Raw genomic sequence first — 23,170 nt, forward strand, 5'->3', positions numbered from 1 at the left:
GGCCCGTCCGGAAAATTCGACAACCGCCCGCGGCGAATGTCCCGAATGCCTGCCCGGCTTTGGGCGATTTGCTGACCGCTGATCGTTGTGAACGATTTCCGCCGCAATCGCGGGGACGTTTCTCAACCCTTTCTCAGGGGGCCGCGGTAATCGCCGATTTAAGGGCCCCGGACGCTGTGTGACCGCTCGGGGGCGTGCGCTATCATCGCCTCGTACGCTGCATTTGCATGGTCTGATGCACGTGCAGATACAAACAGCGGGACACGGTGGCCGGTTGCCGGGCACGTGGCTTGACCTCTCGGGGAAACGCCGCGGGTGTGGCGCCGGACGCGACGAACGGCACAGGTGGTACCACCGGGGGTGGGCAATCGTCGCCGGTTCGCCCGGCAAGAGGTCCAGGAGACAAGTCATGCACGGAACGCACAACGGGATGCCGGCCGAGTCTTTGCACGGGGTGACGTGGCAGAAGAGTCGACGCAGCAACTCGCAGGGCAACTGCGTCGAGATGGCCGCGCTTCCCGGCGGAGACATAGCCGTGCGCAACTCGCGGTACCCGGAAGGGCCCGCGCTGATCTACACCCGCGCCGAGATCGTGGCCCTGATCCTCGGGGCCAAAGACGGTGACTTCGACAACCTCATCGCCTGAGACCGCCTGAGGTCACCCCGGACCGTTCGCCGGAGAGGTCCGACGACCATCGCGCCAGGCACCGCGATCGGGCCGCGCCGACGCCCCGCGCGACGCGGCCCCACCTGGTCGTCGGCCCGAAGCGGCGACCGACATTCCGGTAGGACGCCACGGTTGACCCCCTGCTCCGCACGGCACCGCCCTGCGGACCAGGGGATCAACCGTGATCAGGTCTCCTTGAGGATCCGGCCGAGCAGGTCCACACTGCGGTCCGGCGGCAGGCCGTCGACGCTGAGACGCTCCATCACCTCGGTGTACTGGTCGACGTCGTCGCGCTTGTCGAGGTACAGCGCACTGGTCAACTGTTCGAGGTACACGACGTCCGGCAGGTCCGGCTCCGGGAAACGCAGCAGCGTGAACGGGCCGCCCTCCGCGGCGTGCGCGCCGAAGCGGAACGGCATCACCTGGATCGTCACGTGCGAGTGGGCCGCCGAGTCGATCAGGTGCTGGATCTGACCGCGCATCACGTCGCGCCCGCCTATCGGCCGTCGTAGGGCCGCCTCGTCGAGGACCGCCCAAAGACGCGGCGGACGCTCGCGGTTCAGGATGAGCTGCCGCTGCGTGCGCAACCCCACCCGGCGCTCGACCTCGGCCGCGGACGCGTTCGGCTGCCCGGCGACGATGACGGCTCTCGCGTAGTCCGGGGTCTGCAACAGCCCCGGAACAAATTGCACTTCGTACGTACGGATGACCGACGCCGCTTCTTCCAGGCCCACATATACCTGGAACCAGCTCGGCAGGATGTCACCGTAACTGTGCCACCAGCCCGTAGCGTTCGCCTCCCGGGTCAGGTTCAGCAGCGCCTCGCGCTCCGTTTCGTCCGTCACGCCGTACATGGTCAGCAGGTCCGCCACATCGCGGTCTTTGAAGCTGACACGACCCAGCTCCATTCGACTGATCTTCGATTCGGAGGCGCGGATCTCATACCCTGCCTCCTCGCGCGAAATGCCTTTGGCCTCGCGCAGGCGGCGGAGTTGGGAACCGAGGAGAATACGGCGAACCGTCGAGCCGCTCCCCGGCTGCGCTGTGGGCATACGTCCTACCTCCGGCAGAATGGACCAGCGCATAGTATGACAGCGCCATCGTGCGTGTCCCCCGAAACGCACGATCAACGGTTGCTTCACGCCATCTTGCTACGCCCGTCGATCACGGTACGAGAGCACCGAGCTGACGGTGTGTCGATCCCGGTACTCTCCGTGGCACATTGTTGGCCGCTTTGTGAGACGCACCGCCGGGTCGAAAAGTTGTGCCGCCATCCCGAGGCATCTTCTCCGGCCGGACGACGAAGTTGCAACTCCCGCTTGTAATAAGCGTCCTCGCGGCGACATCCGGCGAACAGCCTTCCGCTTCAGGCGAGTCCGAGCGCGGTGGCTGGAAATCGGGGGAAACCCGGGCGAGATCGGGGCCAGGCCCGGTGCGCGGTACGCACGGTCCGGTGTCGGTACACCGCCGTACGTTGACGCCATGTCGTCCAGCGTCCAATCCTTCACGTATCTGCGTGCCTCGGCGTTGCACACGCACGAGGGCACCCCGCAACTGTCCCTGGAGACGTGCGGCGGCCTCACGTCCCACGGACTCACACCGTTCCCACGCTTCTTCTCCGGATTCCTCACCGCGCCGGAGGCCGCGGCCGGCGGGCTGCTCGCGGTCGCCGACGTCGCCGCGACCCGGTACCACCAGCCGCAGAACCGCGCTTGGCTCGACCCCGTGGTCACCGGCAACGGCGACCGGCTGCGCTTCGAGTCCTTCAGCGGCTGCGGCGGCGTGTACGCCCGCCTCGACGTGCTGCCGCCGGGCATCGACGGCGACATGCTCGGCACCGGCACCACGAACGTCGATGTCAACGCACCGCTGCGCGCGGCGCTGGCCATGGTCGGCGCCACGGACCCGCTGCACGTGGCGGTCGGCCCCGACGACGTCACGGTCACCACCTTCGACGGGCCCGTGGTGGAGAAGAAGGTGCCGCTGCCCGACCGCTGGCTCCGTGGCTTCGCCGAAGTCCAGGTGATCGCGTCGCGGTTCGACCTGCGTGCCGAAATCCCCGCGGTGGAGGCCGTGCGTTTCCTGCGCGCACTGCCCCGCAACGGACGCCAAGTGCTGTGGGTACGCCCGTTCGGCCGTACGCTCCGAGTCTCGCCCGGCCCTGCTCCCGGCGCGGTGTGCCTCGCGGGCCCCGACCGGCTGCGGGCTCTGAACCGAATCCTGCGGCACGCCAAGGCACTTCGTATATACGGCCCAGCCGTCACCGCCGGCGGCATCGGCGGGGCCGCCGCCGTCGCGTCCGCGTGGGAGATCGAACTGCCGGGAATGCGCCTGACATTGACGCTCTCCCCGGACCCGGCACGCGGTTTCTCGGGTGAAGGAGCCGTGCTCGGCGACCTGGCCGCCGACGAGGCCGCGGCCGACGCCGACCTGATCGCCGCGCTGCTCGCGTGGGAACCCCGCGTCGAGGTCGGCGACCTCGCGCGCGAGGGCGGGCTGACCCCCGGACGCGTCCGCGCGGCCCTGGTCCTCCTCGGTACCGCCGGCCGCATCGGCTACGACGTCTCGGAGGCGGCGTACTTCCACCGCGAACTCCCCTATGACAGCGGCCGAGCCGAGCGCATGAACCCGCGCCTGCGGGACGCCCGCGCGATCGTCGACCGCCGCGACGTGACCCCCGACGGCGAACGCTTCCGGGTGGTGGGCACGACGGCCTCATACCACGTGCGGTTGCACGAGGACGGGACGTGCACCTGCGAGTGGTGGGCCAAGCACCGGGGCGGACGCGGGCCGTGCAAGCACGTGCTCGCCGCGCAGATATACGCGCGCCGCGAATCGGGCGCGGCGACTCCCGGAACCGCGTCGGCCGAGGCGGCGGGTGCGACGCGATGACCGACACATCCACCGGGGAACTCACCTGGGCCAAGGTTCTCGACGTCCACCGGCAACGCGGCAGCATAGCGATGGTGTCCCTCCTCGCCGAGCACACCGAAGAGGAACGCCGCGCACTCGTCCCCGACATCAGGGCGCACCTCAAAGAGCGCGACGAGGACTGGCTCCGGTGGGAGCAGGTGACCGCCGACCGCGCGCTGCTCAAGGTGAGCGGCGCCGCATGCCTCGGCGGGCCCGGCGCGATCGCCCAGTGGCTCTCGCGCGCGGGACTGCGCACCGGCCGTGAACCGTGGGTGCGCGACCGTGTCGTGCAAGCTCTCGCGATCCGGCCCGCCACGTGGCTGCCCGACATCGCGCGCAGGCTGGCCGACCGGCTCTCGGACACCGCGGACCAGGACGAATGGGCCCTCGTCGACCAGCTCTTCCGCGAGCAGAAACTGCCGCCGCCGACCAACGCGCACTACGTACGCGGGTGGTTCGACGGCCACACTTTCGACAGGTCCGCCGCGCACCTGGTGCAACTGCTGCACGCCGACCCCTACACGCCCGCGATGTTGCTGCTGCTCTTCGAGGTCGACGAGATCGGCCGGCGCATCGACAACAACGACCGGTGGCGCGACGACCGCCCCGAGGCGCAGTGGGCGCACGCCGTGGCCAGTCTCGTACGCAGCGACGGAATCGACCGTGCGACCGTGGTGGACGCCTGCCTGTCGCGGCTGCTGCGCGGCGTACCCGCGGCCGACGCCCGGGGGTTCGTTCGCGTGTACCAGGCGCTCGCGGTCACCGACGACGAGGTCGCCGCGCGTACCGTAACGTTTCTGCGCCTGCTGCCGGACGCTCCTTCGACCGTGGCCCAGATCGCCCAGGCCGCCCTGCGGCGGCTGGACGACGCAGGCAGGTTGTCGGCGGATCAGGTCGTCGAGGCCACCCGCTCGGTGCTGTTCCGACCCGAGAAGAAGCTGGTGCGCGCGCAGTTCACGTGGCTCGACAAGGCGGTCCCTCGGCACCGCGGCCAGGCGGGGGAACTGCTCGCGGCGGCGACCTCGGTCTTCACGCAGAGCGCCGCCGACCTGCACGACCGGGCCCTCAAATGCCTGGCGCGGCACCTGCCCAAGCTGACGGATGATCAGACCGTTTCGGTACGGGCCGAGTTGCGGGCGTCCCTGGACATGCTCGGCGGTCCCGCGCGCATGGAGGCCGCGGCATTGCTCGGCGAGGAGCCGGCGGCCGTATCGGTCGAGGCTCCCGGCCCTCCGCCTTTCGTACCACGCGAACTCCCGGACGAAATCGGTTCGTTGGACGAGCTGGCCGAGGAGTTCGCCGCGACGATCACCGGCCGGTCGAGCGGCGACTGGTGGTCGCAGGCCGCGCCGACCGATCCGTGGTCGGTCGAACGCCTCGTCACCGCCGTGCTGCGGGAGAGCGCACGCGACCGCGAGGCACTCGCGGCAGCCCTGGGGCCGACGGCGGATCGCTTCGATCCGGTGGTCCACCAGTACCGCGCTTCGCGGGGCGACGCGCCCACCGAGGTCCGCTCCGCCATGTGCCACATCCTTCGGGCCGCGTGCGGGCAGGGCGGCGGCCAGGGATGGTTCCGCGGCCTCTTCGGAAAGGGCGCGCCGGCCCCGAAGTTCCCGAGCACTCTGAGCGGCCCGCAACGGGCCCTGATGACGCGGCTGCACGAGATCGCCCAGCGGCTGCGTACGCCCCGCCCCGGCCCGCACCTGGCCCGCCCGGCCACGGCCGCCGGCTGCGTCGACCCCGCCCGGTTCGTCCGCGAGCTCGAAGAGTACGAGGCGTCGGGGCGCACGCCGTGGGCCGCCGATTTCGAGCAGGCGCTGCTGCGCCTGCCCCGCGACCTCGACCCGGATGTGGTCGCCCGCGCCGGCAGGTTGTCGTCCCCGGCCGGCACGACGGCCTGGGAGGTCATGGTGTCCGGCGGCGTGCTCGACCCGAAGGTGACGCCCGGGCACGGCCGACGTCCGCTGGGGCTCTGGGAGCGCCGTGACCCGAGCGTCGACGCCGAGCACTACCGCGTCGCGGACATCGGCTCCGTCCCCGAGCCGTTCGCAAGCGGCTTGCTGGCGCCCTGCCTGTTCGACGTGGACAACGTGGGGCGGGCCTTCGACAGCGGGTTCTTCCACGAGTGGCACTTGGACATCCGATGCTGGCCGATGGTCATGCCCGGCCACCGCGATGTCGTCGCCGCGCACATGATCTCCGCGCTCATGTGTGCTCCGGCGGGGAGCCAGGGCGGCTGCGAAGCGCTGCCGTACCTCGCGGAAGCCGACGGGCCGGCCGGCGACGGCCTGGCGACGGCACTCGCCTACGGCCTCGTCGCCCGCACGGCCGAGGACCGGATGGCCGCCACCGACGCCTTCGTCACGATGGCGTCCCGCGACGACGCCTGGGACGCGGGTGCGGTCGGTGTCGCCGTCGCCGACCTGACCCGACTCGGGCACGCGAAGGCGAACCGCCTGCACGACTCGCTGCGCCAGGCCGTGGACACGGGGGCGCACGCGGCCGTCTGGCAGGTCATGACCGGTCTGTTGCCGGAGCTGTTCACCGGCGATGCGAAGGTGACGCGTCTGGGCGACCTCGTGGGGCTCGCCGCCGAGTGCGCCTCGCGCGCGGGTGCCCGCGGCGCCTTGGAGGGTTTGGAGCGGTATGCGACCCCGAAGGGTTCCTCGCGCGTCGCCGTCGAGGCGCGGCGCCTGCACACGGTGCTGTCGGGGGCGTGACCAGGGGTGCCCCGCGCGGCGGGTCGACGCGACGGCGTTCGACCCGGCGGCGGGACCGCGGCTTGGACCCGGTCGTTCGCGCCCCCGTGACGAAGCCGTCTCCGGTCCTGCGGGACGGCCGCGGCACGGGGGCGGCGACGCAACCTAGTCGCGCACTCGGGCGAAAGTCAGACCGTCGGCGATCGGGAGGACGACGGCCTCGACGCGCGGGTCGGCGCGGACGTGCTCGTTGAAGCGGTGGATCGCCTCGGCAGGGCCGGAGCGGTCGGCCTTGACCACGTCTCCGCTGTAGAGGACGTTGTCGGCCAGGATCAGGCCGCCCGGGCGCATCCGGGGGACGAGCGCCTCCCAGTAGCCGATGTAGCCGCCTTTGTCGGCGTCGATGAAGGCCAGGTCGATGTGCGGGGACGACTTGAGGCTGTCGAGGGTCTCGATCGCCGGTGCGATGCGGAGCTCGATGCGGTCTGTGACACCGGCGGCGAGCCACGCCTCACGGGCGGTGCGCGTCCATTCCTCGGACACGTCGCAGCACAGCAGCCTGCCGCCGTCCGGGAGGCCGCGGGCGATGGCGAGGGCCGAGTAGCCGGTGAAGGTGCCGATCTCGACCGCGAAGCGCGGGGCGATGAGCTTGGTCAGTAGGGTGAGCAGGGTGCCCTGCTCGGGAGGGATCTGCATGACCGCGCTGGGCCCGAGTGACGCGTGGGTGCGTTCGATCAGGTCCTGCTGGACCGAGTCCGGGGGAGTCGAGTGGTCGAGGATGTACGAGTAGAGCTCTTCGCTCATCGGAACGGTCTTCGACGACGCCATGGCGCTCCTCAGCAGAAGGTCGTGGGCCGATCCTGCCAGAGTCCGACCGCATCGAATCGCCGAAGGACAGGAAGCGACCATGACTGACACACACAACACGCCCGACCAGCCCGAGCCGTCGAACCGGTCTCAGGCCGACGACACCGACGAAGCGGCGATGCAGGAACTGGCCGCGCGGGTCTTCGCCGCGGCCCGGGGCGGGGACGCCGAGATGCTGGCGAGCTATGTGGACGCAGGGCTGCCCGTGGACACCGCGAACCAGGCGGGCGACACGCTGCTGATGCTGTCCACGTACCACGGGCACCTGGCGACCGTGGAGGTCCTCCTGGGGCGCGGCGCCGACCCCAATCGTGCGAACGCCAAGGGCATGACGCCGCTGTCCGGGGCCGTGTTCAAGAACCAGCCGGAGATCGTCCGGGCGCTGCTGGACGCCGGAGCCGACCCGCACGCCGGCCGCCCGTCCGCTGCCGAAACCGCCCGCTACTTCGGCAAAGAGGACATGCTTTCGCGTCCCGCCGGGTAAACCGCCTTCGCCGGGGGGCGGGGAGGCGGAAGCGATGGGCGGAAGCGAGCCGGGTGCGTGGGACAGCCTCACGCGCTTCGAGTTCGGTGCGGGGCTCCTCCACGTACGCTCCGATCTGCCCATCGCGACCGACGGTTCCTTCACGCCCTGGAGCTACCGCTACCACGGACTGGTGCTCCGGGTGCCGGGGATCCGCCGGGTCCGCCGCTTCGAGCTCGCCGGAGCCTTCGCGGCCGGCGAGTCCGCCCGGCCCGACCAGGGCGAGCAACTTCCCGATCCCGCGCGGTTCCTGACGTTGTACGACCTCAAGCACCCCGCGGTTCTCGACTCGGCGGAGTTCCGCCTCCTGGCGGCGAACGACGGTGCCACGCCCAGCCAGTTGGTGGACGAACTCAACGGCACCCGCCTGGTGTGCCGCGAGCGGCGGCGCTGGCCGTCCGTGTCGATCGCCCGGCTCTTTCCGGCGGGCGACAAACTGCTGCACCTCGCGGTCGGCGGCGAAACGTCGGCTGTGGAGCGCTGGTTGGAGTCCGAGGCGGTGCCGGAGCTGCTGCCGGCGGTCGGGGCGGTCGGCGTCCGGTGGTTCGACGCGGGCGAGGGCAAACATGTGGTGTTGTGCGAACTCCAGGGGCCCATCTGGCCGTTGCCGCCGAGCGTCGCGCACGACCTGGGGCCGGCGGTGTGGAGTGCCTACCGGCAGGAGTACGTGCGCAACGCGCCGGGCGAGTGATCCGCCCCCGGTCAGTGTGCGGCGAAGTCGCGCTGTACGCCGAAGCCTTTGCCCTCCAGATCGGGCACCACGCGGGCCGCGTCGCCCTCCACGACCACGGTCAGGGCGTCCGGACGCAGATACGTCGCCGCAGCCCGGTTGGCCTCCACGGCGTTCGCGGCCACGAAGTCGGCGTACTCGCACGTCACATGGTCGTCCGGCAGTCCGTGGACGACCGCCTCCCGCAACCGTGCGCCGATGCCCCGCGGAGTTTGCAGGCGGATCGGCATGCTGCCCAGCACGTGCGCCCGCGTCGTCTCGAACTCCTCGTCGGTGACCCCGGATTCGTGCATGCGCCGGATCTCGTCGAGAGCGTCGGCGACGGCGTCGGCGGTGACTTCGGTGTGCACGGACGACGCCACGGTGAAGGTGCCGACCCGGCGCCCGTGCGCGAAACCCGCACCGGCACCGTACGTGTAGCCCTTGACCTCGCGCAGGGTGTGGTTGAGCCGGGACGTGAACGACCCGCCCAACACCTCGGCGAACAGCTCGATCGCGACCAGGTCCGGCGTGGAACGCGGCGGCGCGGTGTGGCCGATGCGCAGCACCGACTGCACGGCGCCGGGCCGGTCGACCACGAACACCCGCACCTGGGAAGGGTCCTGCGGCGTCGGCGGGGCCGCCGCACGGTCGTCGGGTCCGTCGGCGCCCGCGAACACCGCCTCGCCCAGGCCCGCCAGGTCGACCGCGTCAAGATCGGCGGCGACCAACAAGGTGCCGGGGGAGGTCATACGGCGGGCGTGGAACTCCCGGATGTCGTGGGCGGTCACGGCCGCGTTGGACGCGGGGGAGCCGTCGAGGAGGCTGCCGTACCGGCTCTCCTCACCGAACAACAGTCGGCGATAAGCCTCTTGGGCCCGCGTGCCGGGCTGCGCCCAGGTGTGCTTGAGGGAGCTCGCGACATCGGCGAGGAAGCGTTCGACGTCGTCGTCGGCGAACGCCGGCCGGCGCACCGCCTCGGCGAGCATGGCCACGCCGCGTTCGAGCCCGGCCAGGGGAACGTCGATGCCGACGCCCTGCGTCTCCCAGTCGTGTGTCCATGTCCAGCGCGCGCCGAGGCCTTCGACGGCGAGCGCAAACTCGTCCGCGGTGTAGTTCGCGGTGCCCTCGTCGAGCAGGCCGCCGGTGACGCGGGCGAGCCCTTCGCGTCCGGCCGGTTCGTGCAGCGCGCCCGCCTCCAGGACCAGACCGGCCCACGCCAGCGCGCGGCCGGGCAGGTGCGCGGCGACGACCTCGCCGCCGGCGACGTGCAGGCGGCGTACCTCGGGAAAGACGTACGGGCGCGGAGGCGACGCCGGCGGGCGTTCCGCGACGAGGAGTCCGCCGTCGGGGCGGGCGTCGGCCGGTTCTGTGTGGTCCGGATGTCCGAGGGTCACGCGGCGTCCTCCTGGTCGGTCGGGGCCACGGCGTCCGGGCCGGTGCCTGCGGCGTCTTCGGGCAGGTAGGTGAGCCGGATGCGGTTGTCGGACCGGAAGGTGTCGGCGGCGACGCGGCGTACGTCGTCCTCGGTCACCGCGTCGAGGAGTTCGACCCGCGTGCGGATCGCCTCGGCGTCGCCGAAGTGGGTCGCGTACTGCCCGATGGCATCGGCCCGGCCGTTGACGTTCGCCAGCTCGCGCAGCCAGTCGGCGGTCAACACGGCCCGCGCCCGGTCGAGTTCGCGCGCGGTGATACCGTCGCGCGCGACCTCGTCGCAGACCGCGGTGTACGCCGCCACGACCTCGTCGGCGCCGACCCCGTCGCGCGGTGTGCACGCCCCCATCACCATCGACGCGTAGTGCATGAGCCCCCACGCGGCCATGAAGCCGCCCTCGGCCTGGGCGAGTCGCCGCTCGGTCACCAGAGTGCGGTAGAGCCGCGAGCCCCGTCCGCGGCCGAGCGCGGTGGTGAGGATCTCGATGGCCGGGGCGTCGGCGGTGCCCCACGCGGGGCCGCGGTGGCACAGGAACACCCGGGGCAGTGGGACCTGCTCGGTCAGGGTGACGGCGACCGCCCGGTCCGCACCGAACTGCCGGGGCAGCGGCTCCGGTTGAGGTGCGGGGAAGGAGCCGCGGGCCGGGAGGCGCCCGAAGTAGCGTTCGGCGAGGGCCACGACGTGGTCCGGTTCGACGTCTCCGACAACGGTCAACACGGCGTTGTCGGGTGCGTAGTACGTGGCGTGGAACTCGGTGAAGTCGGCGAGGGACGCGCTGTCGAGCTCGGCCATCGAGCCGATCGTCGAATGCGCGTAGGGGTGGCCTTCGGGGTAGGCGAGGCCGACCATGACCTCGGTCCAGCGGCCGTAGGGCACGTTGTCGTACCGCTGCCGCCGCTCGTTCTTGACGACCTCGCGCTGGTTGTCCAGCGTCTCCTGGGTGAGTGCGAGCGAGCCCATGCGGTCGGCTTCGAGCCACAGCGCGAGTTCGAGGCTTCCGGACGGCACGGTCTGGTAGTAGTTCGTGCGGTCGGGGTTGGTGGACGCGTTGATCGCGTCGCCGCCGCACGACTGGATCAGCGCGAAGTGCTCGCTCTTGGCGACGTGCGCCGAGCCCTCGAACATCAGGTGCTCGAAGAGGTGCGCGAACCCGTGCTTGCCGCGCGGCTCGTGGCGCGCGCCGACGTCGTACCACAGGTTCACCGCGGCGAGCGGGACGGACGGGTCCGGACTGACCACCACACGCAGGCCGTTGCCCAGCGTCGCCTGATGGAGGGGCCACGGGAACGCAGCGGGCACGGTTTGTCCTTCCCCGGTGGCGCCCGGACGCGCGGCACCGAGCCCCGTGCCGGCGGACCCACCTCGACCGTGTGACGGATCACTGACGGTCGATTATCGCAGGTCGCAGGGCCGCCGGTGCGGGGACGGAGATGTTCGGCAAACCTCGTGCGGACGTGGGCATCCGCTGAAAGGGCCGTCCGGTGAAGGAAGTCGGCGGAACCGGCGGAGTGTCAGGCGAACAACGCCTTGAATTTGCCGAGGGATTCGACCAGCGCTTCCTGCGTGGCCTTGGTGACCTTGCCGGCCATCATGGCGACAGCGCCGCCCTTGACCTCGGATTCGATCCGGAAGACGGTGGCGTTTCCGTCCTTCGCGGACTCGACGATGAACGACTCGACCATGCTCACGCCCATCGGGCCCTTGCCGTCGAGGTCGATGCGGACGCCTTCCTCGACGTTCTTGATCGTCCACTTGATGTCCGCCGGGAAGCCCATGAGCTTCATCTTCTCGTCGTACTCCACGCCGGCTTCGAGCTTGGCCGGGGCACCCGTCGGAAACCCGACATGGGGGGTCATCCACGTGTGGTACTCGTCGAAGTCGGTGAGTCGGGCCCACACCGCGTCGGGTTTGGCGGCGATCTCGATGTGCTCGTTGATCACGGGCATGCGCATGGTCCTTCTGCTCGGCACGGGCGGGCGTGCCGCCGCGTGCGGTGATCGCAGTGGCTGGTGACACGTGGTGACACGTGGGTGGCGCAGACGCAGGCGGAACGAGAACGGTGCACGAGCGCGGCCCCGAAGGGGACCGGGTGCCGCGAAGCTATCGCCGATGCTTGTCACAGTCAATGGTGTCGGTGAGTGCGATCCAACCGGGCGTTACCGCCGTCCGGAGCGGACCCGGTCGTGCTGTGAGGACTGCTCCGTCATCGGCACCGAGCCTGATCCGACGGGGCGTGAAGACCCGGCCGCGAGGCGGCGTAGTGTGCCCGAAGGACACCGCCGTGCTCGCGGCGCGGCGTGTACGGCCGTAACGAGCGACGGGCGGCAGGCCCGGATGGGGGCGACATGACCATCGACGAACACCCGGCACGGCGCCTGTGGGCCGGGATCGAACCCCTGCACGCGATCGTCTACTTCGCGCCCGAGGTCGCCGACGCGGCGGCCGAAGTCGGGCTCAAGGGCTGGTTCATGAGCTACTTCGCGGGCCGCGCCGCCCCGCTGGGGGCCGTCGGGCCGGAGGCGGTGACCTCGATGTTCTACGGATTCGCCCCCGGAAAGGTCGCACGGGCGCTGCCGGACGCGTGGGACTTCGCCCCTCCGCGGAAGGTCCTGGAGTCCCGGCTCGCGTCGGTCGACCGCGCCCTCGAACGGGCGCTGCCACCCGACGCGGATTTGTCGCGTCTCGCCACGCTTCTCGAACACGCCGCTGCCGCATGCGACTTCGGGGCACGACCGCTTGCCGCCGCATGGTCCGGCGTACGCCTGCCGGACGACGCCCCGCCGCGCCTGCGCGTCTGGCTCGCCGCCACCGTCCTGCGCGAACACCGTGGTGACGGCCATGTGTTGGCGTGCGTCGACCGCGGGCTCGACGGGCTCCAGGCGTCCATCACCCACGCCGCCACCGGACTTGCCCCCGGCCACCGTCTCCAGATCAGCCGCGGATGGACCGAGGAGCAGTGGGAGCGCGCCCTCGTGACGCTGATCGGACGCGGTGTGCTCGACACCGACGGCAACCTCACCGAGTCGGGGACGGCCCTGCGCATCGCCGTCGAGGAAGCCACCAACCGGCTCGCCTCCGCACCCCTGCGCGCGCTCGGCGAATACGCCGTCGAGGAGGCCGTCGCGCTGTCGGTGCCCCTCGCCCGCCACCTGATCGACACCGGCGCCATCCCGGTGCCGAACCCCATCGGCGTGACCCGCCCCTGAGTCCCTGCGGGACGGCCCACGGAAGGGCGGAGTACGGCCGCAGCCGCGCCAGGGCACTCGGCGCGGCTCTGCTTCCCCGACCGACCCACCGACTCCGACCGACCCCGACCGTGTGCCACCGACCCCACCGACTCCGGCCGACCACGGCCGCGTGTCCGGCGGACCGGCTAGCCTCCCCGCATGAACGCCGGTACGCGATCGACAGCAGCGATGCCGCCCGCGGGGACGGAGCGGCCCGCCGGTGCCCAGGCGTCGCCCGCGCGCCTGGAGGCGGTGCTGGAGCGGATCACGTACCAGAACGACGAGAACGGCTGGACCGTCGCGCGGGTGGACACCGGCCGGGGCAGCGGCCTCGGCGACCTGCTCACCGTCGTCGGGCCCCTCCTGGGCGCACAGCCCGGCGAGTCGCTGCGGCTGTGGGGCCGTTGGGGAAGTCACCCGCAGTACGGCCGCCAGTTCCTCGTCGACGCGTACGAGACCGTCCTGCCCGCGACGGTCCAGGGCATCCGGCGCTACCTGGGGTCCGGCCTCATCAAGGGCATCGGGCCGAAGATCGCCGACCGCATCGTGGAGCACTTCGGCGTCGCGTCGCTCGACGTCATCGAGGAGGACGTGCAGCGCCTCATCGAGGTGCCGGGCCTGGGGCCGAAGCGCCGCGACCTGATCGCGGCGGCGTGGGTCGAACAAAAGGCCATCAAGGAGGTCATGGTCTTCCTCCAGGGCATCGGGATCTCGACCTCGCCCGCGGTGCGCATCTGGAAGGAGTACGCCGACCGCTCGATCGAGGTGGTGCGCACCGAGCCCTACCGCCTCGCCGCCGACGTGTGGGGCATCGGCTTCAAGACGGCGGACGCCATCGCGCAAGCGGTCGGAATACCGCACGACTCCCCGCAGCGCGTCAAAGCCGGCCTCCAGTTCACGCTTTCGGAGGGCGCCGACAACGGCAACTGCTACCTGCCGCAGGACCAACTCGTCGACGACGCGGTGAAGATACTGGACGTCCCCGCCGATCTGGTCCGCACGTGCCTGGACGAACTCGTCGCGGAGGAAGGCGTGGTCCGCGAGGAGATGCCCGGTCCGATCTCGCCGTCCGGCTCGCAGGGCGACCCCGTCCAGGCGGTCTACCTCGTGCCGTTCCATCGGGCGGAAATCTCCCTCGCGGCACGCCTGCGCGCGCTGTTGGCGGCGCCCGACGACCGCCTGGCCGGGTTCGCGACCGTGGACTGGGCCAAGGCGCTCGCGTGGCTGCGCGGGCGCACCGGAACGGACCTCGCGCCCGAGCAGGAAGCCGCGGTCAGGCTGGCGTTGACCGAGAAGGTCGCGGTGCTCACCGGCGGGCCCGGCTGCGGCAAGAGCTTCACCGTGCGGTCGGTCGTCGAACTCGCCCGCGCGCGCAAGGCCAAGGTCGTCCTCGCGGCCCCCACCGGGCGCGCGGCCAAGCGCCTGGCGGAACTCACCGGCGCCGAGGCCGCGACCGTGCACCGCCTGCTCGAACTGCGGCCCGGCGGCGACGCGGCGTACGACCAGGACCGGCCCCTGGACGCGGACCTGGTCGTCGTCGACGAGGCGTCCATGCTCGACCTGTTGCTCGCGAACCGCCTCGTCAAGGCCGTACCCCCGGGCGCGCACCTGCTGTTTGTCGGCGACGTCGACCAACTCCCCAGCGTGGGCGCCGGCGAGGTGCTGCGCGACATGCTGGCCGCCGACCCCCTGCCCCGGGTGCGGCTGACCAAGATCTTCCGCCAGGCCCAGCAGTCGGGCGTGGTCACCAACGCGCACCGCATCAACGCCGGCCGTCCGCCGGTCACCGACGGCCTCGCCGACTTCTTCCTGTTCCCCGTGGAAGAAGCCGAGGAAGCCGCCGCGCTCACCGTCGACGTCGTCGCGCAGCGGATCCCCCGCCGATTCGGACTCGACCCGCGCCGCGACGTCCAGGTCCTCGCGCCGATGCACCGCGGCCCGGCGGGTGCGGGCGCGCTCAACCAGCTTCTACAGGACGCGCTGACCCCCAGCCGCCCCGGGCTTGCCGAAAAGCGTTTCGGGGGACGCGCGTTCCGGGTCGGCGACAAGGTCACGCAGATCCGCAACAACTACGACAAGGGCGAGTCCGGTGTGTTCAACGGCACCGGCGGGGTCGTCACCGCGATCAATCTCGACGACCAGAAGCTGATGGTGCGGACCGAGGAAGACGAGGAAGTCCCGTACGACTTCACCGAACTCGACGAGCTGTCGCACGCCTACGCCGTCACGATCCACCGCTCGCAGGGCAGCGAGTACCCGGCCGTGGTCGTCCCCCTCACCACGAGCGCGTGGATGATGCTCCAGCGCAACCTGCTCTACACCGCCGTCACGCGCGCCAAGAAGCTCGTGGTGCTGGTCGGTTCACGCCGTGCGCTGGGCCAGGCCGTACGCACGGTCTCGGCGGGCAGGCGCTGGACCGGCCTCGACCACCGCCTCGGCCGCACCCGCTGACCGCGCGGCTACTTGACCTCCCGGCGGAGCAGGCACCAGGCGCCGCCCGCGAACGGAAGCACGGTGAACAACGCCGTCGACGTGGCCATATGCGCCCACTCCGACGCGCTGACGTCGCCCACCTCGCTCAACGGCGTCAACGCCCGGCCCGGATCGATCCACGTCATCGTGCCGTCGAGCGCGGAGACCGTGCCGCCGAGGATGCCGAGGACGATCGGCACCGCGTAGAAGGCCAGGATCGACAGCAGCGGACTGCCCAGCAGCATCCCGAAGGCGACACCGGCGAACACCGCGATCACGCAGTCCAGAACCCGGGTCGCGACGAGGTCGAGGGGGATCGCCCAGCCGCCGTCGGCATTGCCGGTGGCGATGCCCAGCGCGTGGCCGCCCACGGTCACGACCGCGCTCAGGGCGACCCCGCACACCGCCAGGATCAGTCCCGCCTGCACCTTCGCCCGGATGATGCGCCCGCGCGCGGGGACGAGCGCGAACGTGATCAGCCCGTCGCGCTGCGACCACTCGGCGGTGACGGCCACGATCGCGACGACCGGCAGCAGGAGCGACAGCCCTGTCTGGGAGGCGAGGAACAGCTCCGCCGTGGTGCGGTCGCCCGGGTCGGCCGCGAAGACGACGAGGCACGTCATGCCGACCATGGTGAGACCGATGACGGCGAGCACCCAGCGTCCCGAACGGGTGTCGGTCATTTTGCGCATCTCGACCAGCGTCAGCAGCCACGACGACGGCGCGGCCGATGCACAGCACAGCGCCGCCTCGGCCGACGCGGTGTCCGTACGTCTGCCGCCCGCACGCGTCCCGGTGCGCGTTCCCGTGCTCATCGCGCCGCCTTCTTCTCGGTCTCCGAGCCGTCGGCCGGGTCGCCGCCCGAGCCGGTCAGGCTCAGGAACAGCTCCTCAAGCCCCAAATCGTCCGCGCCGCGCAACTCCACGAGGGCGACGCCGCCGCGTGCCGCCGCCCGCCCGACCTCCGCCGGGCCCGCGTCGACCACGAGCCCGCCGTCCGCATTCGTCTGACGTACCGTCAAGCCGGCCTCGGCGAGCGCCCGGTGCAACGCCGTACGGTCCTCGGCGCGGACCAATGCACCCGAACGCCCGCGCAGAAGCTCGTCCTTGACTCCCTGCGCGACCACCCGGCCGTGTGCGATCATCACGAACCGGTCGGCTACGGCTTCCACTTCGAGCAGCAGGTGGGACGACAGCAGCACCGTCCCTCCGCGGTCGGCGAAGTCGCGCAGCAACCCGCGCATGCGGTGGATCCCCTCCGGATCCAGGCCGCTTGAGGGCTCGTCAAGAATCAGCACGCTCGGCTCGCCCAGCAACGCCTGGGCGATGCCGAGCCGTTGCCGCATCCCGAACGAATACCCGCCGACCCGGCGGTGCGCGGCCGATGCAAGGCCGACATCGTCCAATACCTCGCGCACGCGCGAGCGTTCGACGCCCAGCACCATCGCGGCGAGGGTCAGGGTCTCGCGTCCGCTCCGTCCCGGATGCCGGGCTGCGGCGTCGAGCAGCACACCGACGTGCCGCCCCGGATTGGGCAGCGTTCGATACGGCACACCCAGCACGCCCGACCGACCCGAACTGGGCTCGGTCAGGCCGCAGATCATCCGCATGGTCGTCGACTTGCCGGCGCCGTTCGGCCCCAGGAAGCCGGTGACCGTGCCCGGCTCGCAGGTGAAGGAGACATCGTCGACGGCACGGTGGTCCCCGTACCGTTTGCTGAGGTTTTCGACGGTGATCATGCCGTCGAGCGTGCCGTCGCCGGCCTCGGCCGTGCATCGGCCGGACGTCGATGCCCGGCCGACCAAGGGCTACCGTCCGGGGCCGGAGGTCGGTCCGCTGTCCTGAGCGTCGTGCACGAGCAACGCGATCTGCACCCGGTTGTTGAGGTCCAGCTTCGTCAGCAGGCGTGAGACGTACGCCTTCACCGTCGCGACGCTCAGCGACAACTCGCGGCCGATCTCGGCGTTCGTCGACCCGCGCCCCACCAACGCGGCGACCTCGCGCTCGCCGGGGCTGAGCCGGGCGAGCAGCGCCCGGGCCCGCTCCTGCCGCGGATCGGCGCCGGTGACCGCGACGAGCTGCATCATGCGGCGCAGTACCGACGGCGACATCATCGGCTCACCGGCCGCCACCAGGCGGATCGCCCGGGCGATGTCCGCAGGCGGCGTGTGTTTCAGCAGGAACCCGCCCGCTCCGGCGCGCAGCGCTCGCAGCACGTGGTCGTCGGTGTCGAACGTCGTCATGACGATGACCTGCGGGGCGTCCGGGCGGGAACGCAGCCGGGCGGTCGCGGCGAGCCCGTCCATGGTCGGCATGCGGATGTCCATGAGCACGACGTCCGGCCGGTGTTCGCGTACCGCCGCGTCGACCTCGGAACCGTCCGCGGCCTCCCCGACCACGGCGATGTCGTCGGGCCCGGACAGCATCATCGACAGCCCGGCGCGTACGAGAGCGTCGTCGTCGACCAGCAACACCCTTACGGTGTCGGGGGAATCGGGCCGCCGGTCGCGTGGCTCGGCGTGCGGCGGCCGGTCGTGGCGCGGTTCGTCGGAACCGGGGTGCGCTGGATTGGTCACGGACTCCACGGTAGCCAGGCGTACAGGCGGAATTCACCGTCCGCGACGCCGTGCTCCAGCCCGCCGCCGACCAGGTTGACGCGCTCGCGCAGGCCGATGAGTCCCGACCCGGAACCGGGTATGGGTGGTGTGGCCGGGGGGTCCGAACGCAGCGGGTTCACGATCTCGATGCACAGGCCCCGGGCGTCGTCGCCGCCCACGCGTACCGAAACCGGCTCGCCGGGCGCGTGTTTGCGCGCGTTGGTCAGGCCCTCCTGCACGATGCGGTACGCGTGCCGGCCGAGCCGTTCCGGCACGTCCGGGAGCGCCCGGCCGGGCATGCCGTCGCCGCCGTCGTGCCGGTCGCCGGTGCCGGACGAGGCCGAGCCGACGCGGTCGCCGGCCGCCGCGACGAGCGGCGACGCGGCCTCCGCGGGCGTCTTGACGACCAGGTCGACAACCGCCCCCGCGCGCCGCGACTGGTCGACGAGCGCGGGAAGGTCGGCCAGTGTCGGTTGCGGGCGATCGGCGGCACCGTCGTCGGCGCCGTCTCCCCGTCCGTGGTCGGCCTCCGCGACGGGATCGGCGCGCAGCATCCGGATGACCTCGCGCAGGTCCTCCAACGCGTCGTGCGCGCACTGGCGAATGACCCCGGCCGCGCGCGCCTCGTCGGGCGAGGCCCCGGCCCGGAACTCCAGCGCCCCGGCATGGACCGCGAGCAGGGAGATCCGGTGGGCCAGCACGTCGTGCATCTCGCGCGCGATGCGCTCGCGCTCCAGGTGGCGGGCCTCTTCCACCCGCAGGCGCTGCTCGTTCTCCGCCTGCCGGGCACGGTCCGCCCACGAGGCGACGAGCATGCGCTGCGAACGGACCAGCATGCCCGTGGTGAGGGCGACAGCGTCGAGGAACAGAAAGGTCCCCACGCCCTGCCAGTAGTCGCTGGGCGACGTGTCGCCGATGCGGAAAAGGAAGAGGACCAGCGCCGCGTGGGCGCCGGTGACCAGCAGCGCGGTCCTGGCCGGGCGCTGGACGGCCACCCCGAAGAACGCCGCGACCGCGAGCCCCGAGACGGGCACCACCAGGAATCCGGTGAGGATGCCGGCCACCGCGAGCGCGACCGGGTGGCTGCGCCGGAGGAAGAACAGAAGGATCGCAGCCACGACGCCGCCCGCCGCCTGTGCGCGTACGTGCTCGCGCACGGCCGGGTCGTCGGACACGGTGGCGAGCAGCAGCAGAAGGCCCACGGCGAGACCGAGGACCGCCACCGCGGCATCGACGCCCCACTGGCCGCGGTCACGCCGCAGCCGCCGTGCCCACCGTGTGACCCGCGACACCCCGGGGGCCCCGGACATCTCCCGAACTCCCTCGCGTCGTGCCGGTGCGGTACGCGGGCCCAAGCCGTCGGTCGCTCCCGACCCGCCGGATCCCGGTGCGTCGAGCGTAACCGGGCCGTCCGGCGCGGCGGCAGCGGCGGAAGTCGCTCGCGCAGTCGACTTTGGTCGGTGGCCTCCGGCGCACCGAGACCACCGCAAGGCAGGCCTCGGGCGGCTCGCCGCCACGTGCATCCGCGGCCCGCTCGCGAACGCCGGAACAAAAAGAGACGGCCCCGGCGGAAACCGGGGCCGTCCACATGTCGCGTACGAAGCGACCGAAGCGTGCTAGCGGATCATGCGTACGCCGATGAACCGTGCGCCGCGCCGCGTCATCGCCATGACCGGAATGCTCAGCGCCAGCGACACCTGGAGGCAGGCGCCCATCATCAGCATCGAGTCGCCGCCCGGGGAGTCCGTCGCCCACAGTGTGAGGCAGCTCACGCTGGCCGCGATGAACAGCATCGTCAGAATCGCCAACTTGCCCTGCGGCTTCGGGTACTCGATGCGGCTGACCATGAGCCATGCGGTCAGCAGGATGCCCGCCGCACCCACCGCGAAGGGCAGGTCGAGCAGCACGATGGAGACCACGGTCAACGCGCCCATGGGAATGGGCATGCCCTGGAAGACCCCCGGACGCCCCGGCGTCGACGCGAACCGGGCGAGTCTCAGCACACCCGCGATGAGCACCGACAACGCGACGAGGACCGCTGGTGTCTTGTCCGGGCCGAGCGGGATCGCCGCCCAGGTGACGACGAAGAACGCGGGCGCGACGCCGAAGGAGATGACGTCGGCGAGGTTGTCCAGCTCGGCTCCGAGCGCCGACCGGCGGAACCTGCGCGCGACCAGGCCGTCGCACAGGTCGAACAGCGCGCCGATCAGCATGAGCACCACGGCCGCGGCCGCGCTGCGCCGGTCGGCGGGCACGCCGTTGCCGTCCATGTGCTGGGCGACGGTGGCCACCGCGAGGAAGTAGACCGCGAGGAAGCCGCATGCGGCGTTGCCGAGTGTGAGGACGTCGGCCGCGGAGATGCGCGACGACAGCGGAGTCTCCTCCGCGTCCGGGTCGGTACGCGGGATCGGCCGCTCGTCGCCGTACTCCGCGACCGGAACGATCTTGTCGAACCGGTCGAAGCCGTCGAACCCATCAAAACCGTCGTATCGGTCGAGGCCGTCAGACCTGGTCAAGGCGCGTCTCCCCGGCTCGTGTCCGCTGGCCGACCGTGACCGCCGGCTCGATGCCCGGCGGAAGGTAGACGTCGACCCGCGACCCGAAGCGGATGAGGCCGATGCGCTCGCCGACCTCCACCTCCGCGCCCGGTTCGAGGTACGGGACGATCCGACGCGCGACGGTCCCCGCGATCTGCACGAGCTCGATCTCGCCGCGCGGGGTGTCGAAGATCCACACCACGCGCTCGTTGTTCTCGCTCTCCTTGTTGAACGCCGGGATGAAGCCGCCCGGCTTGTGCTCGACGGACTTGATGGTGCCCGTCAACGGCGCACGGTTCACGTGCACGTTCAGCGGGCTCATGAACGTCGCGACCCTGGTCCGGCCGTCGGGCCACGGGTCGATGCTCTGCACGACACCGTCGGCGGAGGCGATGATGCCGTCTTCGACGGGGGTGCGCTCCGGGTCGCGGAAGAACCACAGCATGCCGCCGGTCAACGCCAGCGTCGGCACGGCGGCCACGGCCCAGCGCCGGGAGCGGAGCGCCGCACAGCCGGTCACCGCTGCGGTCAGCGCGGTCGGCACCAGCCAAGGGGAAGCCCCCTTGGCGAGGCGCACGCGCGTACTGTGCGACGGGTCGACTGAGGAGGTCGGCGCGGGGGAATCGTCACTCATCGAGAACCTTTGTCGGGGGCTTGCCCGTCGGGACCGGGCGGCACTCGGCGGATGCTACCTACACGGAGGGTCATTGCGCCTCATGCCTGGTCGAGTCTTTGACCGATGACGCGCGCGCAAATCGCCACAGACTCGTGGTTCCCGGGTGTATCGCATCCGGGAGCCACGTGTGTTCGTACCGTCAAGGTTGCCCGGCGGATACGCTCGGTGCCAAATCTCCTCCCTCGAAAATCGCTGCTGGAGGCGGTTATCGGGGACAAAAGCCGTTCTCTTGCAGGTTTTGTGACACAGGCGTGACAAACGCCGGGGGCCGCTGGGCCCGCGGACGCTCCGGCGCACGGCGGGGTCCGGTCCGTCCATGCCGCCGGCGGTCGTGCGGCATGATCAAGGGCATGAGCTCGCCCACGCCCGCTCCCGACCGCGATGCCGTCCCGCAATTCGTCCTGCCGCTGGTGGTCCGTATCGAGCGCGACGCCCCGCCGGCCCGGACCGCCGCGCTGGAGGCCGCGGCGCGCGCGGTGCTGACGTTCCTCGCCGACGAGCGGGCGACGGAGGGGGAGTGGGCCGCGCGGGTCACCGCGTGGACGGACGGGCGGATCCGCAAGGTGGTACGGCGGGCGCGCGGTGCCGAGTGGCGGCGCGCTTCGGCGCTGGACGGCATCACGCTCGCCCACGAGGGCGCCGAGGTACGGGTGTTCCCTCCCGTGCCCCTCGACGCGTGGCCCAAGGACCTTGCCCGGCTTCAGGTTTCCGGCACCGATCTCGACGACCCCGCCACGCCGTCCGCGCCGGAATCCGGGGTTCCCGTGCTGTGGACGAACCCGGACCTCGCGATGTCCGCCGGCAAGGCGATGGCCCAGGCCGGCCACGCCGCCCAGTTGGCCTGGTGGCGGCTCGGCCCCGACGCACGCAAGCACTGGGCGGCGGACGGGTTTCCTCTCGCCGTGCGCACCGCGTCCGCCGCCGCGTGGCCCGCCTTGACGGCGTCCGGCCTTCCCGTCGTGCGCGATGCCGGGTTCACCGAAATCGCTCCCGGCTCCTGCACGGTGGTCGCGGACATCCCCGAATTGCGGGATCCTGCGGGCTGATGCGGAGACACGCGCCGGCCGTAGACCCGTGACGCACCGCAACTTCGGTTCCGGCACGGCGACTTGGCGCCATCATGGCGACGCGCGGCGCGTTCCGCGTGCAGCCGGGCGCGAACACCCGTGCTGATAGCACGTCATACGCCTTGCCCGCCAAGGGATTTGGTACAGCCCGGTGACAGTTTCGGGCAGCAACCGAGACCGGCACGTGACCATGGCGGCCGGCCCGGCCCGACGACCGGCCACTACGGTGGACGACGGCCGGGCCTTTCGCCCGGCCTCCGCGCCGCGCGGCCGGGGTTGCGGTCCGCCGGGCGGGGCCCGCCTGCCGACGACCAGGAGCGCCCGCGAGTGAATCTTCAGGTGACCACCGAGGACCGCGAAGGCTGGACCGTGCTTTTCGTCTCCGGGGAGGTCGACTTCGCCGTCGTCCCGGAGTTGGGGGAGAACGTCAGACGGGCGGTGGCCCAAGGGCGTCACCACTTGATCCTGGAGCTGACCGACGTCGTCTTCTGCGACTCGACCGGGATCGGCGCGCTGGTCGGGGCCCGGCGCCTGCTGCGCTCGTGCTCGGGCCAGTTGCGGCTGGTGATGCCGCCCAACAAGGAGCACCACGTCAACCGCGTGTTCACCGCACTCGGGCTGCGTCGCCTGTTCGACGTGCACCCCACACTCGGCGAGGCCCTCGCCGACGGCCCCGGCGACCGGCAGGTCGAGGCGATCACCGCCTGAACGCCGAAGGCCGAGCCCCCGCGCATTCGTTGCTTCAGTCAAGCGACTGCGCTACGTTGCGGTGCGTATTCGCG

General features: G+C 71.5%; 20 protein-coding genes. 9 read left to right on the forward strand and 11 right to left on the reverse strand.

Annotated features, from left to right (window positions below; all coding sequences use genetic code 11):
- Positions 1 to 409 precede the first annotated feature (409 nt).
- Positions 410 to 646: a DUF397 domain-containing protein gene (locus ACRX5W_RS19720; protein ID WP_231774482.1), complete on the forward strand. Its 237-nt coding sequence runs from the start codon at positions 410 to 412 to the stop codon at positions 644 to 646.
- 206 nt (positions 647 to 852) lie between these two features.
- Here ACRX5W_RS19720 and ACRX5W_RS19725 read toward each other — a convergent pair whose 3' ends face one another.
- The gene (locus ACRX5W_RS19725; RefSeq protein WP_436789530.1) at positions 853 to 1,719 is read right to left on the reverse strand and encodes a helix-turn-helix domain-containing protein; all 867 of its coding nucleotides are present in this window, start codon (positions 1,717 to 1,719) and stop codon (positions 853 to 855) included.
- A gap of 430 nt (positions 1,720 to 2,149) precedes the next feature.
- Between ACRX5W_RS19725 and ACRX5W_RS19730 the strand changes: the two genes are divergently transcribed.
- Together ACRX5W_RS19730 and ACRX5W_RS19735 are read left to right on the forward strand one after the other, a co-directional pair.
- Positions 2,150 to 3,559: an SWIM zinc finger family protein gene (locus ACRX5W_RS19730; RefSeq protein WP_436789531.1), complete on the forward strand. Its 1,410-nt coding sequence runs from the start codon at positions 2,150 to 2,152 to the stop codon at positions 3,557 to 3,559.
- A complete protein-coding gene (locus tag ACRX5W_RS19735; protein WP_436789532.1) occupies positions 3,556 to 6,300 on the forward strand; it encodes a hypothetical protein in 2,745 nt (914 codons plus the stop codon). Before ACRX5W_RS19730 ends, ACRX5W_RS19735 begins: the two co-directional genes overlap by 4 nt.
- 144 nt (positions 6,301 to 6,444) lie before the next feature.
- Here the strand turns inward: ACRX5W_RS19735 and ACRX5W_RS19740 are convergent, their stop codons facing one another.
- Positions 6,445 to 7,107, reverse strand: a complete 663-nt coding sequence (locus ACRX5W_RS19740; protein ID WP_436789533.1) for an O-methyltransferase — start codon at positions 7,105 to 7,107, stop codon at positions 6,445 to 6,447.
- A gap of 157 nt (positions 7,108 to 7,264) precedes the next feature.
- On the opposite strand from ACRX5W_RS19740, the gene ACRX5W_RS19745 reads away from it, so the two are divergent.
- Complete coding sequence (locus ACRX5W_RS19745) at positions 7,265 to 7,630, forward strand: ankyrin repeat domain-containing protein (RefSeq protein ID WP_436789622.1); 366 nt, start codon at positions 7,265 to 7,267, stop codon at positions 7,628 to 7,630.
- A gap of 34 nt (positions 7,631 to 7,664) precedes the next feature.
- Positions 7,665 to 8,360 (forward strand): hypothetical protein, encoded by a 696-nt coding sequence (locus ACRX5W_RS19750; RefSeq protein ID WP_436789534.1) that lies wholly within the window; start codon positions 7,665 to 7,667, stop codon positions 8,358 to 8,360.
- A gap of 11 nt (positions 8,361 to 8,371) precedes the next feature.
- Here the strand turns inward: ACRX5W_RS19750 and ACRX5W_RS19755 are convergent, their stop codons facing one another.
- From ACRX5W_RS19755 to ACRX5W_RS19765, 3 genes are all read right to left on the reverse strand, one after another.
- Positions 8,372 to 9,775 carry a M16 family metallopeptidase gene (locus tag ACRX5W_RS19755; protein ID WP_436789535.1) on the reverse strand — a complete coding sequence of 468 codons (1,404 nt, stop codon included), beginning with the start codon at positions 9,773 to 9,775 and terminating at the stop codon, positions 8,372 to 8,374.
- The gene (locus ACRX5W_RS19760; protein WP_436789536.1) at positions 9,772 to 11,112 is read right to left on the reverse strand and encodes a M16 family metallopeptidase; all 1,341 of its coding nucleotides are present in this window, start codon (positions 11,110 to 11,112) and stop codon (positions 9,772 to 9,774) included. Before ACRX5W_RS19760 ends, ACRX5W_RS19755 begins: the two co-directional genes overlap by 4 nt.
- Before the next feature lie 212 nt (positions 11,113 to 11,324).
- On the reverse strand, positions 11,325 to 11,759 hold the full coding sequence (locus ACRX5W_RS19765) for a type II toxin-antitoxin system Rv0910 family toxin (protein WP_436789537.1): 435 nt from the start codon (positions 11,757 to 11,759) through the stop codon (positions 11,325 to 11,327).
- Between the two features lie 399 nt (positions 11,760 to 12,158).
- On the opposite strand from ACRX5W_RS19765, the gene ACRX5W_RS19770 reads away from it, so the two are divergent.
- Together ACRX5W_RS19770 and recD2 are read left to right on the forward strand one after the other, a co-directional pair.
- A complete protein-coding gene (locus tag ACRX5W_RS19770; RefSeq protein ID WP_436789538.1) occupies positions 12,159 to 13,019 on the forward strand; it encodes an SCO6745 family protein in 861 nt (286 codons plus the stop codon).
- 210 nt (positions 13,020 to 13,229) lie between these two features.
- Complete coding sequence (gene recD2, locus ACRX5W_RS19775; protein ID WP_436789623.1) at positions 13,230 to 15,491, forward strand: SF1B family DNA helicase RecD2; 2,262 nt, start codon at positions 13,230 to 13,232, stop codon at positions 15,489 to 15,491.
- Between the two features lie 8 nt (positions 15,492 to 15,499).
- Here recD2 and ACRX5W_RS19780 read toward each other — a convergent pair whose 3' ends face one another.
- From ACRX5W_RS19780 to ACRX5W_RS19805, 6 genes are all read right to left on the reverse strand, one after another.
- Positions 15,500 to 16,327, reverse strand: coding sequence for an ABC transporter permease (locus ACRX5W_RS19780; RefSeq protein WP_436789539.1), 828 nt, complete (start codon positions 16,325 to 16,327; stop codon positions 15,500 to 15,502).
- Positions 16,324 to 17,250: an ABC transporter ATP-binding protein gene (locus ACRX5W_RS19785; RefSeq protein WP_436789540.1), complete on the reverse strand. Its 927-nt coding sequence runs from the start codon at positions 17,248 to 17,250 to the stop codon at positions 16,324 to 16,326. Before ACRX5W_RS19785 ends, ACRX5W_RS19780 begins: the two co-directional genes overlap by 4 nt.
- A 69-nt stretch (positions 17,251 to 17,319) precedes the next feature.
- Positions 17,320 to 18,096 carry a response regulator transcription factor gene (locus ACRX5W_RS19790; protein WP_436789541.1) on the reverse strand — a complete coding sequence of 259 codons (777 nt, stop codon included), beginning with the start codon at positions 18,094 to 18,096 and terminating at the stop codon, positions 17,320 to 17,322.
- Positions 18,084 to 19,418, reverse strand: coding sequence for a sensor histidine kinase (locus tag ACRX5W_RS19795; RefSeq protein ID WP_436789542.1), 1,335 nt, complete (start codon positions 19,416 to 19,418; stop codon positions 18,084 to 18,086). Before ACRX5W_RS19795 ends, ACRX5W_RS19790 begins: the two co-directional genes overlap by 13 nt.
- Positions 19,419 to 19,724: 306 nt before the next feature.
- Positions 19,725 to 20,624: a CDP-diacylglycerol--serine O-phosphatidyltransferase gene (pssA, locus tag ACRX5W_RS19800; RefSeq protein WP_436789543.1), complete on the reverse strand. Its 900-nt coding sequence runs from the start codon at positions 20,622 to 20,624 to the stop codon at positions 19,725 to 19,727.
- Positions 20,611 to 21,279 (reverse strand): phosphatidylserine decarboxylase, encoded by a 669-nt coding sequence (locus ACRX5W_RS19805; protein WP_436789544.1) that lies wholly within the window; start codon positions 21,277 to 21,279, stop codon positions 20,611 to 20,613. The genes pssA and ACRX5W_RS19805 overlap by 14 nt, the downstream gene beginning before the upstream one ends.
- Before the next feature lie 392 nt (positions 21,280 to 21,671).
- On the opposite strand from ACRX5W_RS19805, the gene ACRX5W_RS19810 reads away from it, so the two are divergent.
- On the forward strand, positions 21,672 to 22,367 hold the full coding sequence (locus ACRX5W_RS19810) for an aminoacyl-tRNA hydrolase (protein ID WP_436789545.1): 696 nt from the start codon (positions 21,672 to 21,674) through the stop codon (positions 22,365 to 22,367).
- 348 nt (positions 22,368 to 22,715) lie between these two features.
- Positions 22,716 to 23,096, forward strand: a complete 381-nt coding sequence (locus tag ACRX5W_RS19815; RefSeq protein WP_436789546.1) for an STAS domain-containing protein — start codon at positions 22,716 to 22,718, stop codon at positions 23,094 to 23,096.
- Positions 23,097 to 23,170 lie beyond the last annotated feature (74 nt).

The sequence above is a fragment of the Yinghuangia sp. YIM S10712 genome (assembly GCF_051388935.1).
GTDB lineage: Bacteria > Actinomycetota > Actinomycetes > Streptomycetales > Streptomycetaceae > Yinghuangia.

Coding starts and splice junctions, on each gene's coding strand:
- ACRX5W_RS19720 (WP_231774482.1), top strand. CDS start 410: ATGCACGGAACGCACAACGGGATGCCGGCCGAGTCTTTGCACGGGGTG.
- ACRX5W_RS19725 (WP_436789530.1), bottom strand. CDS start 1,719: ATGCCCACAGCGCAGCCGGGGAGCGGCTCGACGGTTCGCCGTATTCTC.
- ACRX5W_RS19730 (WP_436789531.1), top strand. CDS start 2,150: ATGTCGTCCAGCGTCCAATCCTTCACGTATCTGCGTGCCTCGGCGTTG.
- ACRX5W_RS19735 (WP_436789532.1), top strand. CDS start 3,556: ATGACCGACACATCCACCGGGGAACTCACCTGGGCCAAGGTTCTCGAC.
- ACRX5W_RS19740 (WP_436789533.1), bottom strand. CDS start 7,107: ATGGCGTCGTCGAAGACCGTTCCGATGAGCGAAGAGCTCTACTCGTAC.
- ACRX5W_RS19745 (WP_436789622.1), top strand. CDS start 7,265: ATGCAGGAACTGGCCGCGCGGGTCTTCGCCGCGGCCCGGGGCGGGGAC.
- ACRX5W_RS19750 (WP_436789534.1), top strand. CDS start 7,665: ATGGGCGGAAGCGAGCCGGGTGCGTGGGACAGCCTCACGCGCTTCGAG.
- ACRX5W_RS19765 (WP_436789537.1), bottom strand. CDS start 11,759: ATGCCCGTGATCAACGAGCACATCGAGATCGCCGCCAAACCCGACGCG.
- ACRX5W_RS19770 (WP_436789538.1), top strand. CDS start 12,159: ATGACCATCGACGAACACCCGGCACGGCGCCTGTGGGCCGGGATCGAA.
- recD2 (WP_436789623.1), top strand. CDS start 13,230: ATGCCGCCCGCGGGGACGGAGCGGCCCGCCGGTGCCCAGGCGTCGCCC.
- ACRX5W_RS19780 (WP_436789539.1), bottom strand. CDS start 16,327: ATGAGCACGGGAACGCGCACCGGGACGCGTGCGGGCGGCAGACGTACG.
- ACRX5W_RS19785 (WP_436789540.1), bottom strand. CDS start 17,250: ATGATCACCGTCGAAAACCTCAGCAAACGGTACGGGGACCACCGTGCC.
- ACRX5W_RS19795 (WP_436789542.1), bottom strand. CDS start 19,418: ATGTCCGGGGCCCCCGGGGTGTCGCGGGTCACACGGTGGGCACGGCGG.
- ACRX5W_RS19805 (WP_436789544.1), bottom strand. CDS start 21,279: ATGAGTGACGATTCCCCCGCGCCGACCTCCTCAGTCGACCCGTCGCAC.
- ACRX5W_RS19810 (WP_436789545.1), top strand. CDS start 21,672: ATGAGCTCGCCCACGCCCGCTCCCGACCGCGATGCCGTCCCGCAATTC.